This window comes from Microlunatus antarcticus, from assembly GCF_014193425.1.
Lineage (GTDB): Bacteria > Actinomycetota > Actinomycetes > Propionibacteriales > Propionibacteriaceae > Microlunatus > Microlunatus antarcticus.
On record NZ_JACHZG010000001.1, the window covers coordinates 2,569,878 to 2,584,292 of the forward strand.

The 14,415-nt window shown below is 72.5% G+C and carries 16 protein-coding genes; 3 read left to right on the forward strand and 13 right to left on the reverse strand.

Annotated features, from left to right (window positions below; genetic code table 11):
- Positions 1 to 193 precede the first annotated feature (193 nt).
- The 10 genes from FHX39_RS11995 to FHX39_RS12040 form a co-directional block, all read right to left on the reverse strand.
- Positions 194 to 496: a hypothetical protein gene (locus FHX39_RS11995; protein WP_183338719.1), complete on the reverse strand. Its 303-nt coding sequence runs from the start codon at positions 494 to 496 to the stop codon at positions 194 to 196.
- Positions 496 to 1,572, reverse strand: a complete 1,077-nt coding sequence (locus tag FHX39_RS12000; RefSeq protein ID WP_183338721.1) for a hypothetical protein — start codon at positions 1,570 to 1,572, stop codon at positions 496 to 498. Before FHX39_RS12000 ends, FHX39_RS11995 begins: the two co-directional genes overlap by 1 nt.
- On the reverse strand, positions 1,565 to 1,849 hold the full coding sequence (locus FHX39_RS12005) for a hypothetical protein (RefSeq protein WP_183338723.1): 285 nt from the start codon (positions 1,847 to 1,849) through the stop codon (positions 1,565 to 1,567). Before FHX39_RS12005 ends, FHX39_RS12000 begins: the two co-directional genes overlap by 8 nt.
- A gap of 1 nt (position 1,850) precedes the next feature.
- Positions 1,851 to 2,585, reverse strand: coding sequence for a hypothetical protein (locus FHX39_RS12010; RefSeq protein ID WP_183338725.1), 735 nt, complete (start codon positions 2,583 to 2,585; stop codon positions 1,851 to 1,853).
- A 44-nt stretch (positions 2,586 to 2,629) separates the two neighbouring features.
- Positions 2,630 to 2,983, reverse strand: coding sequence for a helix-turn-helix domain-containing protein (locus tag FHX39_RS12015; protein WP_183338727.1), 354 nt, complete (start codon positions 2,981 to 2,983; stop codon positions 2,630 to 2,632).
- Between the two features lie 843 nt (positions 2,984 to 3,826).
- The gene (locus FHX39_RS12020) at positions 3,827 to 6,091 is read right to left on the reverse strand and encodes a hypothetical protein (protein ID WP_183338729.1); all 2,265 of its coding nucleotides are present in this window, start codon (positions 6,089 to 6,091) and stop codon (positions 3,827 to 3,829) included.
- The gene (locus FHX39_RS12025; RefSeq protein WP_183338731.1) at positions 6,088 to 6,300 is read right to left on the reverse strand and encodes a hypothetical protein; all 213 of its coding nucleotides are present in this window, start codon (positions 6,298 to 6,300) and stop codon (positions 6,088 to 6,090) included. Before FHX39_RS12025 ends, FHX39_RS12020 begins: the two co-directional genes overlap by 4 nt.
- Entirely contained in the window at positions 6,297 to 6,521 is a 225-nt protein-coding gene (locus FHX39_RS12030) for a hypothetical protein (protein ID WP_183338733.1), read from the reverse strand. The genes FHX39_RS12025 and FHX39_RS12030 overlap by 4 nt, the downstream gene beginning before the upstream one ends.
- Positions 6,518 to 6,733, reverse strand: a complete 216-nt coding sequence (locus tag FHX39_RS12035; RefSeq protein ID WP_198423370.1) for a helix-turn-helix domain-containing protein — start codon at positions 6,731 to 6,733, stop codon at positions 6,518 to 6,520. Before FHX39_RS12035 ends, FHX39_RS12030 begins: the two co-directional genes overlap by 4 nt.
- A gap of 314 nt (positions 6,734 to 7,047) precedes the next feature.
- Complete coding sequence (locus FHX39_RS12040) at positions 7,048 to 8,187, reverse strand: tyrosine-type recombinase/integrase (RefSeq protein ID WP_183338735.1); 1,140 nt, start codon at positions 8,185 to 8,187, stop codon at positions 7,048 to 7,050.
- Positions 8,188 to 8,417: 230 nt separating this feature from the next.
- Between FHX39_RS12040 and FHX39_RS12045 the strand changes: the two genes are divergently transcribed.
- Entirely contained in the window at positions 8,418 to 9,722 is a 1,305-nt protein-coding gene (locus tag FHX39_RS12045) for a neutral/alkaline non-lysosomal ceramidase N-terminal domain-containing protein (protein WP_183338737.1), read from the forward strand.
- A gap of 64 nt (positions 9,723 to 9,786) precedes the next feature.
- On the opposite strand, the gene FHX39_RS12050 is transcribed toward FHX39_RS12045, so the two are convergent.
- The gene (locus FHX39_RS12050; protein WP_183338739.1) at positions 9,787 to 10,044 is read right to left on the reverse strand and encodes a hypothetical protein; all 258 of its coding nucleotides are present in this window, start codon (positions 10,042 to 10,044) and stop codon (positions 9,787 to 9,789) included.
- Positions 10,045 to 10,197: 153 nt separating this feature from the next.
- Between FHX39_RS12050 and FHX39_RS12055 the strand changes: the two genes are divergently transcribed.
- Positions 10,198 to 11,043, forward strand: coding sequence for an SMP-30/gluconolactonase/LRE family protein (locus tag FHX39_RS12055; RefSeq protein WP_183338741.1), 846 nt, complete (start codon positions 10,198 to 10,200; stop codon positions 11,041 to 11,043).
- Between the two features lie 12 nt (positions 11,044 to 11,055).
- Here FHX39_RS12055 and FHX39_RS12060 read toward each other — a convergent pair whose 3' ends face one another.
- Together FHX39_RS12060 and FHX39_RS12065 are read right to left on the reverse strand one after the other, a co-directional pair.
- Entirely contained in the window at positions 11,056 to 11,871 is an 816-nt protein-coding gene (locus tag FHX39_RS12060) for an alpha/beta fold hydrolase (RefSeq protein WP_183338743.1), read from the reverse strand.
- Positions 11,868 to 12,863 (reverse strand): alpha/beta fold hydrolase, encoded by a 996-nt coding sequence (locus tag FHX39_RS12065; RefSeq protein WP_183338745.1) that lies wholly within the window; start codon positions 12,861 to 12,863, stop codon positions 11,868 to 11,870. Before FHX39_RS12065 ends, FHX39_RS12060 begins: the two co-directional genes overlap by 4 nt.
- Before the next feature lie 79 nt (positions 12,864 to 12,942).
- On the opposite strand from FHX39_RS12065, the gene FHX39_RS12070 reads away from it, so the two are divergent.
- Positions 12,943 to 14,217: a glycosyltransferase 87 family protein gene (locus FHX39_RS12070; RefSeq protein ID WP_183338747.1), complete on the forward strand. Its 1,275-nt coding sequence runs from the start codon at positions 12,943 to 12,945 to the stop codon at positions 14,215 to 14,217.
- Positions 14,218 to 14,415: the final 198 nt, after the last annotated feature.

The following is a 14,415-nucleotide window of genomic DNA, read 5'->3' on the forward strand; positions in this document are numbered from 1 at the left end:
AGTCGGCTCTAGCCTGCCGGCATGGAACCCGAAACCTGCCGATACTGCGGCGGTCCTGTCGTCCGGACGGCTATCCGCTCTCGTCCGAGGGCCGCTCCCGGCCCCGTCGAGGTGAGAGTCGAGCGACGGTGTGCGAGTCGCTGCTCGGCGAGCACACGACGACTGGGCGGCGGCGGCGCGTAGGGCGCTGCTGTTAACCCTGGGTTGACAGCTCGTCGCGTGCGTTCGTGACGGCAGCGAGCAACTGCCGGGCTGCCCGGTAGCCCTCCCCCGACGGTCCCAGCCCCGGCAGGCCACGGCTGCGGCGTGCCAGCGCCTCTCGCTCGGCAGCCTGACGCATCCCGCGCAGGTTGGCGACGAGCGCAGCCTCGACCCTGACCAGCCCCGCAAGCGCCGCACCGAGCTCAGGCAGAGGACCCTCGCCGAGCCGCTGCACGGCCCGCACCCTCATCGCGTGCGCCCTACTGGCAGCGCCCTCGAGCTGCGCCTCGGTCATCACGTCCGGTCGGCGAGCCGCGTGATGTAGATGCGCGACGCTGCGGTGACGGTCGTCGGCGTGCTGTCGGCGACGTTCTGCGCCCACCGCATCTGGAACCTGCCCGACGTGGCGACCCTGAGCAGGATGTCCTCGCTGAAGGCGTCGGTCGCGGCAGCCTCGAGCCCGTACGCGACCGCCGTGTCGACGAAGTGACCGGACGACCGGGCGAGTGCCCCGGTGCCGTCCGTGCCGGCCACAGCCATGCCTCGCGCGGTCCTGTTGCCGGTCACGATGGCACCGCCCGAGTAGGACCACGCCGCCTTGATGTCGCCGCCGGAGTTCGCCCCGGTGCCGTGCACGAAGAGCTCGACCCGGTAGGTGCCGGGCACGAGGTCGACGAAGAGGTGCGGGTCGTCGATGAGGGTCGTGCTGCTCGCGACGGAGGTGTTCGCGGCCTTCTTGACGTAGACGAGCTGAGGCACCCACTGCCCGCCGGAGTAGGCGTACTGCAACCCCGTGTCGGCGAGGTAGGCGCTCATCCCCTCGAGCGGCACCGGGATCAGGGCGTCACGGCTCGCGGCGTCGTCGAAGCGCATCGTGATGAGCGCGACAAGCTGCGGGTCGAGCCGCCACTGAGCGACCACGCCCTGAGCGAGCGGCATGCCGCGCACGTCGGTGATGATGAGCGCGTCGCCGCCAGTCTCGATGGTCACCGTCTCCTGGTCGAGCGGGTCGCGGATGCCGTCCGGCAGCAGCTCGACGAGCGCGTGCGGGACGAGCACCTCCGTCGACTCTCCCCCGCCGCCCACCTCGACGGTCGCGAGCTTCTCGGGCGACGGCGGGAACACCTCGCACCGAGAGTCGGCAGGTAGCGCCGTGGTCAGCGGCGACGCCAGCAGCAGCGTGTCGGCGTCGAGGTCGGCGCTGACGTAGGCGTAGGCGGTGCCGTCGACGAGGAAGGCACCGCTGCCGCCGGCGAAGGGTGCCGCGTCGTTCACGTAGAGCACGCTCGCGCCGACAGCGGCGTCACTGACGGTGTTCTCGGCGGCGTTGCGGGTGTCGACCGAGAGCACCCGCCCGAGCAGCTCAGCCACGGCTGAGCGCCGCCTCACGCTCGGCGTTGCCGGCCTTCGCCTGCTCGAGCGCCCGCCAGTAGTCGGCGTCCTGCTCGGCCAGCGGGCGCGTGTCCCGACGCTGCTGCTCGACCGGGTCGACGCCCATGAGCGCGAAGAGCTCGGTGAGCTGCCGGGGCTGCGCCTCAGCCGGCTCGCACCGGCTGCTGCGGTAGCCCCGACCAGCGAAGAGCGCGCACCGCTGGCCGTGAGCGACGCACTCGACGGCGGTCTGCCGCTTCGTCGTCAGCCGGGGCACGTCAGCCGACCTTTCCGGCGACCCTGGCGGCGAGGGCGTTGATGCTGTCCACGTGGCGCTGACGGCTGCGCGTCTCGCTGGCCTGCTGCTCGTCGCGCCGAGCCTGACGTCGCTCGGCGGCAGCAGCAGCCGCAGCGTCGGCAGCCGCGTAGGACGCCGCCGCCGCCTGCGTGGCGGCGCGCACGCCGGCACTGATGCTGCTGCGGAGCGCCGCGTCCTGCCGCCCGGCCAGCTCGGCGAGAAGCTTGTCCCCGCTCGATCCAGCCGAGCCGCCGACCCCGGCGAAGGGCGCGGGGGTGCCGGCGCTGGTCGTCGCCACCCAGCCGGCCAGGGCGCGCGACGCCTTCGCCCGGTCGAGGGCAGCGGCGGCGTCGTCGAGCAGCGCGAGGAAGTCGGCCTCGTCCTGGTCGGCGACGGCCAGCTCAGCGGTACGCCACTCGTCGGCGGCGCGGTAGGCGTCGTCGAGGCTCGCCTTCGCCTCGGTCACCTTCGACTGACGGGCGGTGAGCCGTGCCGTCGCCACGTCGAGCCGCGTCTTGAGCGCGGCGCTTGGCAACGTCTTGGGCTCGGTGGCCTGCTCGAAGGCGGCGGCGTCGGCAGCGGCAGCGCCGGCGTGGGCGGTCGTCGCGCTGACCAGCTCGGACCGCGCCTCGCTGACGGACACCTCGGCCTTGCGGACGTCCCGCTCGGCCTTCGCGATGGTGTCGGGCTTGCTGATGGTGGTCGTGTTGCTCATGTCGTGCCCTGTCTCTTGGTGCTTCGGGGGGTTGGTCGTGCTGGTCATGCGTCCTCGGGTGGCGGCTTCTGCGCCAGCCCGAGAAGTCGGGTGCGGTCGCTCTCGATGCGGGCGAGAGCGGTCAGGGCTTGCAGCAGCACCCGGTCGTCGTCGGTGCGTGCCGCGAGCACGGCGAGCCCGGCGGCTGCCCGGTCGAGGCGGACCTCGACGCCGGCCCGGAGGTCTTCGACCGGCTGCTCGGGCAGCTCGGCCAGCGCCGCCGAGAGGCGACGTGCTGCCTGCTGCGGCGTGATGGCGAGCCGGCGGGAGATAGCCACGACCGAGAAGCCATCGGCGAAGAGGTCGAGCACTTCGGCTTCCCGTTCGCGCTGCGCGGCGCGCTCCCCTGGTTTGGTCATGAGAGAAGCCTGACACCGATTTTCCGAGCGCCTCAGAGGATTGAACGGGGATTTCCTCGGGGTCGTCGGGTGCCGCTGACAAGGGCAAAGGGTGCCGCAGCAGCGCCGATCTTGCACGCATGTTGCACGCCAGGGGCTCAGTCGAGCGTCTCCCGTAGTCAGAGCCTTGCGGCGGGCAGGTCCAAAGCCTGCCAACCAGCCGCCGGGCGGCGCTGACCTGCCTTCGAGAGAGCGGTGCTCTCGCGCACGTGCGCGCGAGGCCGACGGATCGATCACGAGCGCGCCAGAGGCAGCCGCACGCCGGCGACCGTGACCTTCTCGCCGGCGACCTCGACCTCGGCACCGATCAGGGGCGAGGCGTAGTTGCGCGCGAGCTGCTCGAGCCACAAGCCGAGCGGGCGTGACGAGAGGTGGCCGTGACGGTGCTCGGCAGCCCGGACACATCGACCCTGATGGACGTGCAGGGGCGCGACAGCAGCCGACCAGGCGAGCAGCCCCGGGCGCGCCGAGTCAATGAGCTCAGAGCAGACGTCGCAGACGATGACGGGGCAACCGAGGTCGACCGAGTAGCCCTCGGTGGGGTGAACGGGGTGTGCGAGACGAAGCATGTTCCTGGTCTTCCTGTTGAGGTTGCGGTGCTCCCCTCACGAGGCGTGAGGGGGTTGTGCTGCGTGCCGACCGGGGGGGGTGGACAGGGTCGACATGTCCACCCCCGAGTCCTCTGAGATTTGGGCTCAGCCTGTGGATAACCCCCCTAACACCTCTTAGATCAGGCGTAGCCACTGGTGGGCGAGGATTTTCCACCCCGGGCGGGGGGTGGACATGTCCCCCTGTCCACCCCCCTCACCGGTTCCTGACCTTGCCGTCGTTGACCTCGGCGTCGAGAGCGTTGACGAGCAGGGCGAGGGCGTCGTCGAAGGCAGCCCGGTCACGCGAGGCCAGCGTCTTGCGGACCTTCCCGACCGGCTGCCACTCGGGCAGCAGCTTGGACAGGACCGCGTCCTTGACCCGCTTCAACCGCGCCTCGTGCTGCGCGTCCTCGGCGACCGCAGCCCGCACGCCGTCGCTTCGTCCACGGGAGACGACCGACCGCTCGGCCACCTTCGACAGCGCCTCTTCGATCCCGGTCCGGCAGCGGTCGGACTCGTCCATGACGACTCCCGAGAGCCGCCAGTCGTCCTCCGTGGGCACGCGCCGACCGTCGAGCAGCGTCAACGCGACCATGACCTTCGCCCGGCAGAGCAGCGCGTGACCGTCGAGCGCCTTCGCCTCGCCGCGCTGCCGAGCACGGTGCGCCGCCTTGATGGTGTCGACCGCAACCTGAGGCACCACCAGCTCGTGCCGACCGCCGAAGTCGCTCGGCCAGCGCTGCTCGGACACGACCCACGGTTCGGGCGCGTCAGGCTCCGCGTCGGGAATGGTCGGGTCGACCGCCGACAGCCACACGAACCGCTGAGGCGTCCCCCCATCCGCCTCTGCGAACAGCCCCCCGGCCCGCTCAGGCTGCACCCCCACGACTGCGCACAGCCGGTAGGTGTGCGGGTCGAGCGGGATGTCCTTCGTCGGGTCGGCGTACGCGAAGCCGAGCCGCTCGCCCGACCACGCCTTCCGCATCACCGGCAGCAGGTTGGAGCCCTGCCGCGCCGACATCGAGGCGAGGGTGTCCACCTCGGAGATGTCGAACAGCACCGCGTCACGCAGCCGCTCGACGCCCCCCTTGGTCCGGGTCGCGTACTGCTTGACCAGCCCCTCACCCGAGCCGGCCTCGCGCTCGTAGACCTCGCCCGACACGACGACGGCGTCGCGAGCTGCGCCCGTTGCCGCCCCCTTGCCGCCACCCGACGCCGCGACGAGCGCGAAGAACAGGTTGAGCGAGGCCTGCGAGCCGATGGTCGGCGGCAGCACGACGTGCGGCGGAACGGTCGTGATGACTCGGGCGAGCGCCACGCCGAGCACGGCCCACGGCGACGCCATCCGAGCTCGCGCCCACCCGTGGATCGTCCGCAAAGACTCCCGCTCCTGCCAGAAGTCGACCTCGACGAGCGCCCCGCCGGGCTCGAGTTCCAACGGCGCAGCGATGACCGGCTTGGCCGCGACGTGCTCGACCGCCCGCAGCCACGTCGTGCGCACGAACGCGTCCGTGAACCTCGCGTCACGCGGTGCGTGCTCAAGCACGAGCCGCCCGACGTCTTCGAGGCCGAGCCCGGACCACGGTGCGACGGCAACCTCAGCGAGCCGGCAGCACGCGCGCCACAGGGTGTCGTTCCACGCCGGCCCGGGCATCCCAGGACGCCACCCGTCAACCTTCGCCTCGCGGCACGCGTCGAGTGCAGCGAGGTGCTCCCGGAGCGGCGCATCGGCCCAAGCGTCGACGCGGGACCGCACGCCGGGCTCGAGCGCCCCGTACGTCGGCCCGGAGTAGTCGACGAGGGTCGCACCCGGACCAGCGTCCGGCGTCGCCGGCACGTCCCGGATGCCGTAGCTCAGCAGCACGTCACTCAGACCGTCGAGGGTGACAACCTCGGCGTCGGTGTCCAGGTGGTCGAGCACCGCCGAGACCGGGCTGCCCGGGTCCTTGACGTTGACTGAGCCGGGCACGCGGAGGATGCGCGAGACGTCGAAGACGTTGTCGACCGTCCCGCCGTTCTCCCCGGCCACGAGCTCGACCAGCCACCGAAAGCGAGCGACTAGCCGAGCGGCGACGTGGACGTCGCCTGCCTCGAGCCGCCAGTACGGCTGCACGCCGTGACCGGAGTCGACGACAGCGACCGGCTGCGCGCGCAGCATCCCCGAGAGGTCGGAGACGACCCGGTCGCACGCGTCCCGGTCGGGCATGCCGCCCGCCTTGACATCGAGGTCGGCCCACAGGGCAACAACCCGGGTGACGTCGCTGGCAGCGCCGCGCCCCGTCGCGTCGGGGCTCAGCGGGTTGACGCCGAACCAGACGTTCGCCCGGCCCTCAAGGAACGGCTGTGCCCGAGCCGGGGCCGTCGCTGCGGTGCCGAGCGTCGGTGTAAACGTCCCGCCGAAGTCGTGGCACACCGAGACTCGCTCGCTGTCGCCGACTGCCAGCGCCGCCAGTAGCCGCGTGAGCTGGTCGGCGCTCATCGGAGCCCCTCCGCACGGATCGCAGCGAAGACGCTCTCAATGCGGTCGAGCCGCTCGAGGATTTCGCCCTGGTCGGCCCCGTAGAGCCACCGCTTCAAGAGCCTCGCGAGGATGCCGAGCGATACGATGAGACCAGACCGCGTGCCCGCTGTCTTCGTCTGGTCGCCGCTTCCTGCCCGGGGGCGGCGATTGGCGTCTCCGGGGCTCATGGCGCCACCTGCGCGAAGATGCCCGGCCCGTCGACGACGTCGCGGCAGGCTTCCCAGCTCGCGCTGGTCGGGTGGTCGAGGCAGTCGCCTCCGATGTTGTAGACCACCTCAGCGCCGCAGCGCGGGCAGGTGACGACGCAGGCTGACCCGTCCTCGTGCTGCTTGTTGCGCGTCGGCTTGCCGCACTCAGGGCAGGGCCACGGACGCTCACGCCGGCTCACGACGCGACCTTCGTGCTCGTCACGGGGGTTACCAGGGCGTCGATGTCGGCCATGTCGACGCGGAGCAGCTTGCCGCCGACGCGGTAGCCCGGCAGCCGGCCATCGGCGATCCACCGGCGGATGGTGCGGGGGTCGACACCGAGGGCGCTGGCGCCTGTCGCGATGTCGGTCAGGCGCCGCTTGGGCGCGGTGGGTGCGGGTGAACGAGTCACTTCGGACCGTCTCTCACTCGAGCTGTGGGAGAAGGTCCGCGGGGACAAGCCGCTACCGTCGCGAGGTCAGCCGCCTGACCTGAAGAGCAAGGAAGGAGGATTCGGGACACGGGTTGTCACCCGTCCTACTGGCCTGTTCCCCTAGCGAATGGTCGCCGTGAGAACCCGACCCCAGGTCCCTAGCCGTTGACCTGCCCGCTGCGTCTGCGGGTGGTTTCTCCGGCGCGGTCAGCGGCATCAACTTGCTGACAGGGTCAACTTTACCGGACAAGCGGGGACACCTCTTGAGGATTGAACGCCAGTTTTGACCGGCGTCAAACCTCGACCATCCGCGACAGCAGCCGGGCAATCTCAGTGTCACGGTCGGTCGCAGCGTGTTGGTAGAGCATCGCTGCCGCCGTGGTCGAGTGCCCGAGCCGGCTCATCAGCTCGGCGAGCGTGGCACCCGTCTGAGCCGCAAGGGTGGCGCCGGTGTGCCGCAGGTCGTGGAACCGAAGGTCGGGCCTCCCTGCCCCCGTCCTGGCCTTGTCCCACGTCTTGAAGAACGTGCCGTGCCCGAGCTGCTTCTCGCTCATCGGTGCGGGGAAGAGCAGCCCGTCACGCCCCCACGCAGCGTGATCGGCGAGGTGCTGACGGACCACGGGCAGCAAGTGCGGAGGGATCGCGACGTCACGCACGCCGGCGTCGGACTTGGGCGCCCCAACGATGGGCTCACCGTCGACCCACGTGACGGCGCGGCGCACCATCACCTTGCCGGCCTTGAGGTCGACGTCGCTGCGGCGCAGCTCGGTCAGCTCGCCGAACCTGAGCGCACACCACGACGCGAGCAGCACCATCACGCCGTAGCGGTCGGGCAGCGCGGCGACGATGGCCTCGAGCTCGCCGAGCGTGGCCGGCTTGATCTTGTGCACCCGCTTCGTGTGGCTGCCGGCGTTGCGGATGTTGCAGGGGTTGACGGCGATGAGCTCGTCGGAGACGGCCCACCCGAGGATGGTGCGTAGCAGGGCGTAGGCGTGCGCTCTGCGGGTTGGCAGAGCCGGGTCGAGGGTCGCGTACCACTCGCGCACGACGAACGGCGTGATCGCCTTGAGCGGCAGGTCACCGAGCGTCGGGGTGATCTTCTGCTCGAGCAGCCGCTTGTAGAGGTCGCGGGTCCGCGGCTTGAGCGGCTGACGTCGACCGTCCGTCCGGTCGAGCCACTGCGCCGAGTAGGCGGCGAGGGTGGTCGGCTGCGCGCGGTTCCGGACGGTCGGCGCGAGCCAGTCGCCGCCGTCGATGAGCTTGCGCTCTGTCGCAAGCCACCCGCGAGCGTCGAGCAGCGTGCCGAACGTGCCCGATGGTCGGTGCAGGTTGAGGTCGGGTCCGGTGTAGGCCGCTTGGTACCGACCCGAGGGCAGCTTGCGGATGCGCCCGAAGGGCTCGCGCTGCTTCCTCGCCCTGGCAGTTTTCGGCACTGTCGATCCTCTCGTCGTGCAACACCGTGCAATACGAGAGTACCGGAATGTCCATGCCTGTCCGGGTCTGACGACGAGCTTGAGGTGACAAAACTGCTGGTCAGGGGGCGTTTCGCCTAGCGGGGGCTATGGTGTCTGCGAAGCCTTCAGACAGGTTCGAATCCTGCCGGGGGCGCCAGATCGCCGGGACGAGGAGAACGTCCCGGCGTCGGCCGACGGAGGGACCACCCGTGACCAGCGAACTTCGCGGCGACGACGACGCCACACCTCTGCGGGCCGGAGCGGCGAAGGTCGACGTCACCCCGGGACCCGACCAGCTCCCGGAACGGTTCCTCGGCGTGCTCGACCCGATCCACGTCCGCGCGCTCGTCCTCGACGACGGCCGGACGCGCGTGGCGCTCGTCTCGGTCGACGTCATCGGGATCGAGACCGCCCTGCGGGGCGAGATCGCGGGACGGGTGGAGGCGGCGACCGGGATCACGGCCGACCGGCTGCTCCTCTTCGCCTCCCACACCCACAGCGTCCCCGCTGAGCTCGGCTCGGGCTTCGTCGACGCGATCGTGGCGGCGGTGCAGGAAGCGTTCGCCGCGCTGCGGCCCGCGACGCTGGCCGTCGGGTCCGGCGCGTGCCACGTCAACGTCAACCGCAACCTCCTCGACCCGGTGACGCACCGCTGGCGCGAGGGCCGCAACGACGAGGGCCCCTCCGACAAGACCGTCACCGTCCTCCACCTCGCCGACGCCGACGGGCGCCCGATCGCGGTCCTCTTCCACTACGCGGTGCACGCGGTCGTCACCGGGCTGCTCGACCTGATCAGCGCGGACGTCCCCGGCGCGGCCTCGGAGTACCTCGAGGAGGCGCTCGGGAACGACGCGGTGGCGCTGTGGGCCAGCGGCTGCGCCGGCGACCAGAACCCGGCGTTCTACCAGCAGACCTTCGACCTGCGGGCGCTGCGGATCGCCCAGCACGCCGCCCGGGGCGTCGACATCAGCAACGAGATGCCGGCCGGAGGGGACGGGTTGGACCGCGCCGACCCGGTCGTGGCACGGCTGATGGCCCAGCAGCGCGCGATCGCGCCCTCGCTCGGGGTCGTCCTCGCCGAGGAGGTGCTCGCCGTCCTCCGTGACCGCACCGACACGCCGCGGACGTCCGTGAGGCTGGCGTCGGTGCAGCGCGTGGTCCATGCCCCCGGCCGGCGGCGGACGGACAGCGGTCGCGCGGGCCGCCCGGGCACGTACGTCGAGGACGCCCCGGTCCCGCTCCGCGTCGGGATGCTGCGGCTCGGCGACGTCGCGGTCGGCTCGGTCGACGCCGAGCTGTTCACCGAGATCGGCCAGCGGTTCCGCCGGGAGTCACCCGCGGAGCACAGCCTGATCGTCACGCTGTGCAACGGCCGCTCCCCCGCGGGCTACGTCGCCAGCGACGCGGCGGGCGGGTTCCACACCTTCGAGGTGCTCTCCAGCCGGCTGCAGCCCGGTCACGCCGAGACGTTGATCACCGAGAAGCTTGTCGACCTCTGGTCCGCGACGGTGTAGGTCGGCGTCGCGCTCCGCACCCACCAGGTGACTTCCGCTGGTCCTCGGGCCGCCACGTTCTCTCTCATTGCGCCGGGGGCTCCCAACGGATCGGCGAGGGAGCGAGCGCCTCCGCGGCACGCACCGCCACCTCGATGTCAGCGGTCCCACCGGAGTCCGGCCAGGTCGGCGTCGCCGTGTCACCCGCGCGACGGAAGCGGACGTAGTAGAGGAGACCGTCGGCATCGGGCTCCGTGGGGAGCTCACCGGCCTCGAGGTTGTCGTCGGCCTCCGCCAGACGGAACCAGAAGTCGTACGTGAGCCCGAGGACGTCTACGGGCAACTCGACGCAGCCGTCGTAGACGCACCATCCCCGCCGCACGACCCGTGGTACGGCGTCGTCACCCATGCCCACGCACCATTCCCGGCGGAGCCGTACGGTGCAAGCCTGTTCCCGGCCGACGGCTGCCGGCGACGGTTCGGACGAAGGAGCAAGATGCGCGCACAGCAGGTGACCGGACCGGCCGTGTTCCACGGGGAGGGACCGGTGTGGTCCCCGACCTGGGGCGGCCTCCGGTTCGTCGACATGCTCGCCGGTGACGTGATGACCCTGCGGTCGGACGGCACGCTCGACCGGCTCCACGTCGGGACGGTCGCCGCGGTCGTCCGCCCCCGTACGGGCGGTGGTGCCGTGATCGCGGTCGAGCGAGGGTTCGCCCTCGAGGACGCCGACGGAACGATCCGGACCCTGCCGGCGGTCTGGGCCGAAACCGGCGTCCGGATGAACGAGGGCGGCTGCGACCCCGACGGCCGCTTCTACGCCGGCTCGATGGCGTACGACCAGGCCGAGGGTGCGGCCAGCGTCTACCGCCTCGACCCCGACGGGTCGGTCTCGGTGGTCCTGGAGCGCGTGACCGTCTCGAACGGGCTCGAGTGGAGCCCCGACGGCACCCTCGCCTACTACAACGACACTCCGACCGGCGAGATCGCGGTCTTCGACTACAGCCGCGACGCAGGCCTGACGAACCGGCGCACCTTCGCCTCCGTGCCGGGGCCGGGCAAGCCCGACGGCCTGACGGTCGACGCCGACGGCGGCGTCTGGACCGCCGTGTACGACGGCGGCGCGGTCCTGCACTACAGCGCGGCGGGCGTGCTCGAGGACCGCATCGAGGTCCCGACGGCGAAGGTGACCGCCTGCACGTTCGGCGGGGACGACCTCGACCGGCTCTTCATCACCACGTCCCAGGAGGACGTGGACACCGACGAGGACCAGCTGGCCGGCTCCCTGTTCGTCGCCGACGTCGGGGTCCGCGGCCGGCCGGTCCGGCCCTTCGCGGGCTGAGCGCGAGCCCGGTCACACGGGGCGCTGCGCCCGTCCCACCTCGTCCACGAAGGCGTGGACCGTCGCCACGAACGGCTCGACCGCCGACAGCGGGACCCCGTGCGGGGCGTCGGGCAGCGTCACGACCGACGCGTCCGGGAACCGGCCCGCCAGCGCCTCGACCCAGCTCGCCGACACCAGCGGGTCGCGACCGCCGTGGATCAGGAGGGTGGGCTGGTCGACCGCCTGCAGGTTGGGCTGGTCGCGACGACGGGCCGCGGCGCGCAGGCCGCGGAGCATCCCGCCCACCCCCACGCGGGGGTAGTCGGTCGCGGCGATGAGGGCCATGGCGGGACGTTCCCGGAAGCCGTCGCGCAGCAGCCGCCACCCCTGCTCGAGCGCCGACCCGCGGCCGGGGTCGGGGGCCGGGCAGGTCAGCACCACCCCGAGGACCCGTTCCGGGTGCCGGGCGGCCAGCTGCGCGACGACCTGGCAGCCGAGCGAGTGCCCGACGAGGACGGCCGGCCCGACGCCGACGACATCCATCCAGTCCCGCAGGCCGTCGGCGAGCTCGACCATCGACAGGTCGCGCGACGGCTTGCTGCTGCGGCCCACCCCGGGCAGGTCGGGGGCGAAGACGCGGTGGTCGCGGGCGAAGGCGCGCAGGGACGGCACGAGGTAGCGGTTGGAGACGCCGAGGCCGTGGACGAGGACGACGTCGAGCACCGGGGCGCCGCCCCTCGTGGCGGCGTCGCCGTCGTCCGGGCCGGCGACGATCGAGGCGACCTCGACGTCGTGGACGCGGTCGCGACGACGCCGGGTCGGCTGGCCCTCCGAGCGCCGCCTCACCGCCCGGCCCCCGCGGACGTGAGCCGACGGACGGCCGCGGCCACCTCGTCCGGCGAGGAGATCATCGTCAGGTGCCGTCCGGGCACGACGACGGGCGGCGGCGCCCCGATCGCCGTGGCTGTCGAGCCCGGCGAGTCGGGCGTGTAGGCCCCGTCGACGTCGTCGCGTCCCCAGACCACGAGCCGCGGTGTGGCCGAGCGGCGCAGCGCGTCGAGCTGCTCGGCGGTCATCGCGGGGATGACGCCCCGGGTCGCGTTGTCCAGCAGGGCCCGCTCGGTCCCGCGCTGCTGCAGCGGGCGGCGCCAGAGGTCGACCCCGGCCGCGTCAAGCGGCGCGCAGGTCGGGCCGCACTGGCTGGCGTACAGGCGCGAGACCAGCCGGTCCGAGCGCAGCGCCAGCCGGACGAGGCTCGTGCGGTAGGGCTCGACCAGCAGCCGCGGCCCCCAGGTCGGCACGTCGAGCGGCAGCGCGTCGCCGTCCAGGAACACGACCCCCGCGACCTCGTCGGGCGCCTCCAGGGCGGCCAGCCCGACGATCGCGGCCCCGGACGAGTGCCCGACCAGGACCGGGGCGTCCACGCCCACCAGTCCCAGCGCGCGGGCGAAGGCGAGCGTCTGGCGTACGTCGTGGCCGACGTCGAACGGCGCCACGGCCTCGCTCCAGCCCTGACCGGTGAGGTCGAGGGCGAAGACGCGGTGGTCGCGTCCGAGGACCTCGCCGAGGGCGTGCCAGGCGTCCGCGGTCTCGAAGGCGCCCGGCACGAGGACCACCGTCGGTCCGTGGTCGCCCCAGGTGAGGAACCGCGTCGAGACGTCGCCCGCCTGCACGAACGCGAGGCCCTCCGGCGGCGCCGGCGGGGTGCGGGTGGCCGCGTTGTAGACGACGCTCGCGGCGGTGACGACCCCCGCCGCGGCGAGCAGCACGAGCAGGACCGACCGCAGCCGGTGACGTCCCCGGGGCCTCGTCCGGGCCGTTCCTCGAGCGCGCGTCACGGGTCCAGTCTCGCCGTCGCCGGTGATACGGTCGCGCCGACCTGGCTGCGGTGAGCCTGGCGGAGGCTGGAGGAACGCGGTGGTCGACGACCCGCAGCCCCGCCGGGGCGGCGCTCCGGCGGTCATCGGGCTCTGGGTGCTGACCCGAGCGCTGTCCATGGTGATCCTGGCCACCGCGGAACGTCTCGTCGTCGGCGACGTCTTCTACTACTGGCGCAAGGTGAGCGCGCTCGCCGAGGCCGGTCTGCCCGGCACGCTGCGCGAGTACCCCACCCCGGTCGTCTGGTTCCTGTCCATCCCCCAGCTCGGCGGCGGCTCGCGGACCGGCTACCTCATCGCCTTCGTCGTGCTGATGCTGGCGCTCGACGCCGTGCTGACCTACGCGCTCTGGCGCGGCGCCGGGCGGCGCCGCGACCGGGCGATCGACTTCTGGATCGCGTACGTCTTCCTGGTCGGCCCGCTCTGCTACACCCGCTTCGACATGGTCCCGGCGGTGCTGGCCGGCGGCGCGCTGCTCGCCGCCCGCCGTCGTCCCTGGCTCACCGGGGCCCTCACCGGGCTGGGCGCGGCGATCAAGCTGTGGCCCGCGCTGCTGGCCGGGGCCTTCGCGGCCCGCCGCGCCGGCCGGGGCCAGATGCTCTGCGCCTTCGTCGTCGTCGGCTTCGGCCTGGCCGCCCTGAGCCTGGTGACCGGCGGGGCGAGCCGGCTGTTCTCCCCGCTCACCTGGCAGTCGGGCCGGGGCCTGCAGATCGAGTCGGTCTGGGCCACGCCGCTGATGGTCGCCCGGGCCTTCGACCCGGCCCGCTGGACCGTGCGCTACTCGACCTTCCAGGCGTACGAGGTGTTCGGGCCCGGCGTCTCGGCCCTGCTCGTCGTCAGCACCGCGGCCACGGTCCTTGGCCTGCTCGTCACCGTGGCCCTGTTCGTGCGCGGCTACCGCAACCCGGGGGTCACGGCGGTCGGGCTGGGGCTGCTGGTCCTCGCCACGATCGCCATCACGACGATCACCAACAAGACGCTGAGCCCGCAGTACCTGCTGTGGCTGGGCGGACCCGCCGCGGCCCTGCTGCTGTCACGACGCAGCGAGGGTCCGCGCTGGCACCGGGTGCTCGGCCGCCTCGCGGTCCAGCTCCTCGTGCTGGCCCTGCTCACCCAGCTCACCTATCCCCTCCTCTACAACGGCCTCCTCGGCCGCGCCCCGGCCCTCGCCGTCGTCTCCACCGTGGTCACCGCCCTGCGGAACCTCTCCCTCCTGGTCCTGACCGTCGAGGTCTGCCGCTACGCCTGGCTGGCGCTCGCCCGGGACAGTGCGGTGGAGCCGGGAGCGGTGGAGCAGGACCCGGACCCGGCCTGACCTCGGGCTCCCCGCCTCCGCGGGGCGACCCGGCCCCCCGACTCCCTCATGTCGGGACAAGGTGTGGGTATCGTGGAGCACCGTTGCGCCCGGCCCGTCCGGATGCCGCCGGTCCGCCGTACGACCTCCCTCAGGTCGCGCCGCGGTCGCGGTCAGACCCCGTCGGACGCACGGTGAGTCGAAGCAACGGAAGAAGGC

Coding starts and splice junctions, on each gene's coding strand:
- FHX39_RS12055 (WP_183338741.1), top strand. CDS start 10,198: ATGCGCGCACAGCAGGTGACCGGACCGGCCGTGTTCCACGGGGAGGGA.
- FHX39_RS12010 (WP_183338725.1), bottom strand. CDS start 2,585: ATGAGCAACACGACCACCATCAGCAAGCCCGACACCATCGCGAAGGCC.
- FHX39_RS12015 (WP_183338727.1), bottom strand. CDS start 2,983: ATGACCAAACCAGGGGAGCGCGCCGCGCAGCGCGAACGGGAAGCCGAA.
- FHX39_RS12025 (WP_183338731.1), bottom strand. CDS start 6,300: ATGAGCCCCGGAGACGCCAATCGCCGCCCCCGGGCAGGAAGCGGCGAC.
- FHX39_RS12020 (WP_183338729.1), bottom strand. CDS start 6,091: ATGAGCGCCGACCAGCTCACGCGGCTACTGGCGGCGCTGGCAGTCGGC.
- FHX39_RS11995 (WP_183338719.1), bottom strand. CDS start 496: ATGACCGAGGCGCAGCTCGAGGGCGCTGCCAGTAGGGCGCACGCGATG.